Source organism: Streptomyces sp. NPDC055078, from assembly GCF_053607985.1.
In genome coordinates this window covers 1-2,704 of record NZ_JBSGUP010000888.1, presented here as the reverse complement: position 1 = coordinate 2,704, position 2,704 = coordinate 1, and the positions used below count along the sequence as shown (strand labels likewise).

Here is a 2,704-nt window from a genome sequence, read left to right as displayed (position 1 = left end):
GGCCTGGTCCCGGCAGCCCCTTGAGCGGCCGGGGAAGATGTCCGGGCGCCCGCCCGGAGACCACCCGCCGTCAGCCCTTGCCGGAGCGCTCGGGCGCGCCCGCGAGAAGGAAGCGCAGCGCCAGGTCCGCGGCCGATGTGACGCTGGTACGGCTGCGGCGGACCAGCGCCATCTCCTGGACGGCGGCGTCGGCGCAGACCAGCAGCACCCGGGCCTCGTGCTCGTCGAGATCCGGGCGCACCTGGGCGAGCACCGCGCCCCGCACCTGGCGGACGGCGGACCGGCGGCGGTCTATCCGGGCGCGGTCCCCCTCCGGGAGCGCGTCCATCTCCCGGGTGTTGACGGCCACGATGTCGGCGTCGGCGAACGCGACCGTCGTGTAGGCCCGTACCGCGAGGGTCAGTGCCTCCTGCGGGGTTCGCGCGTTCTCCAGGGCATCCTCGATGGCGACCTCCAGCTTGGCCGCCGCGTGATCGCAGGCGTCGACGAGGATCTCCGCCTTGCTGGTGTACGTCCCGTACACGGTGGGGCCCGAGATCCCGGCCGCCCTGCCGATCTGGTCGATGCCCACACCGTGGTAGCCGTACTGCCGGAACAGGGCCGCCGCGACATCCCTGATCTCCTGGCGCCGCGAGCGCGGCGGGGTCCAGGTGCGCCGGGGGCCCGGCTCGGTGAAGGTCGGCGAACGGTCCGCCGGGGCGAGGAGCAGCGCTTCGAGCGACCCGGTGACCAGCACCCTGGCGCGCGGGCGGGCCAGCGCGCCGGGGCGCTGGGCCAGCCGCCCCAGGGCACCGTTCATCGCCCGCTGCCGGGTCACCGCGTCCGCGTGGGAGACGGCCGGCCGGGCCTCGCGGATGTTCTTCTCCCACAGCCGGGTCAGCCGCCGCTCGCCCGTGCGCAGCCCTTCCCTGGCGGTCTCGGAGAGCGAGTACCACTCCTGGAGGTACGTGGCGGTCCTGGCGGGCTCCGAGAGCGTCAGCTCCACCGTGCGGCGCACGGCCGCCGTCAGCCGCGCCTCCGGCCCCGTACCGGGCGCCTCGTCCGCCGCCGGATCCGCCGCGGTGGTGAACTCGGCCAGCGAGCCCTCCAGGATGTGCCGCAGGAGATCGTCCTTGCCGCTGAAGTGCCGGTAGATCGCCCCCGGGGTCACCCCCACCCGCTCGGCGATGTCCCCCACGCCGGTCACCGAGTACCCGCGCTCCGCGAACAGCTCCGCCGCGATCCGCTCGATCGTCGCCCGCCGGTCCTTGGGCCGCCGGGCACGCTCGGGAGTCTTCGCGCCGCGCGTGGGAGTCCCGGTCGAGGCCCCGTGCCCGCTCTCGGTCATACCGCTCCAGCCTTGTGTCACGGCGCCGGTCCCCGTCCGTCCGGCGCGTCCGCCAGTCCAGAACATACCTTTACTTATCGGCGTGCGTACATCCGGACGGTCCGGCGGCGGCACCTACCTTCCCCGGAACGTGGGTTTCCGCTTCTCTGTGAACGCCGCCGCCGCCTCTTTGTGGTCGTCACTGAGGAAGGTCGCGCCCTCCAGCAGCAGCGAGGTGTCGAAGAGAAGGTTGGCGCGCTCGCGGAGGATCTTGTTCACGGCTGTCTTGGTCCAGCGGATCGCCAGCGTCGGGCCGTCCGCGAGCCGCTGGGCGATCGCCAGGGCCTCGGTGTCCAGCGCGTCGGCGGGCACCGCCTTGAGCACCAGACCGAGGCGTTCGGCGTCCTTGCCGGTGAGCCGGTCGCCGGTCATCAGGTAGTACTTGGCGGTGTTGATGGGCAGCAGCAGCGGCCAGATCACCGCGCCGCCGTCACCGGCGACCACGCCGATGTCCACATGAGTGTCCGCGAGGACCGCGTCCTCGGCGGCGATCACGACATCGGAGCAGAGCGCGATGGTGGCGCCGAGACCCATCGCGAATCCCTGGACGGCGCAGACGATCGGCTGCTCCACATCGAGCATGTTGGTGATCAGGCTCTTGGAGGAGAGCAGGGTCTTGCCGACCCGCTGGGCGCCGTTGGAGCGGGGCTGGTCCGCGGCGGCCTCCCGGGCCACGGACTTCACATCGCCGCCGGAGGAGAAGGCGCGGCCGGCGCCGGTGAGCAGGATGGCGCCGACGCCGCTGTCGAAGCGCACCTCGCGGAAGAACTCGTCGAGTTCGCGGTGCATCACCGCGCCGACCGCGTTCAGGGTGTCGGGCCGGTTGAGGGTCACCTTCAGCAGGCGGCCCGTCTGTTCGACGAGCAGGGACTCGTATGCGTAGACGTGCGGCATCAGTGGTTCCCTCCAAGGGGGGCGAACGGCCGGCGCAGGGGCCGGCGGGCGGGGAGATCGCGGGGGAGCGGACGGGGAGCGGGGTGAGAGGAGACGGCCCGGCTCAGCCGGCCGGGAGGGCTCCGGAGCCTTCCGTGACGACCTGCTTCGCCCATGAGCGGTCGATCTTCCCGACCGCGGTCCGGCGGATGCCGGGAACCCGGATGACCGCCTTGGGGAGCTTGTAGCGGGCGATGTGCCGGGCCGCCGCCTCGATGATCTCCTCGTCGGTCGCGCTCTCCCCGGCTGCGAGGGTGATCAGCGCGGTGACCTCCTGGCCCCAGCGTTCGCTGGGACGTCCGGCGACGGCCGCGTCGCCGACCGCCGGATGGGTCAGCAGGGCCTCCTCGACCTCCTCCGCGAAGACCTTCTCGCCGCCGGTGTTGATGGTGGTGGCCTCCCGGC

3 protein-coding genes are annotated in these 2,704 nt (G+C 72.9%); all 3 read right to left on the bottom strand.

Features of this window, described 5'->3' with window-relative positions:
- Positions 1–70 precede the first annotated feature (70 nt).
- Positions 71–1,327 (bottom strand): TetR/AcrR family transcriptional regulator, encoded by a 1,257-nt coding sequence (locus ACWF94_RS38195; protein WP_453499514.1) that lies wholly within the window; start codon positions 1,325–1,327, stop codon positions 71–73.
- Positions 1,328–1,441: 114 nt separating this feature from the next.
- Entirely contained in the window at positions 1,442–2,260 is an 819-nt protein-coding gene (locus ACWF94_RS38190; protein ID WP_453499512.1) for an enoyl-CoA hydratase-related protein, read from the bottom strand.
- Positions 2,261–2,363: 103 nt separating this feature from the next.
- On the bottom strand, positions 2,364–2,704 hold a 341-nt coding region (locus ACWF94_RS38185), incomplete at its 5' end, for an AMP-binding enzyme (RefSeq protein ID WP_453499510.1).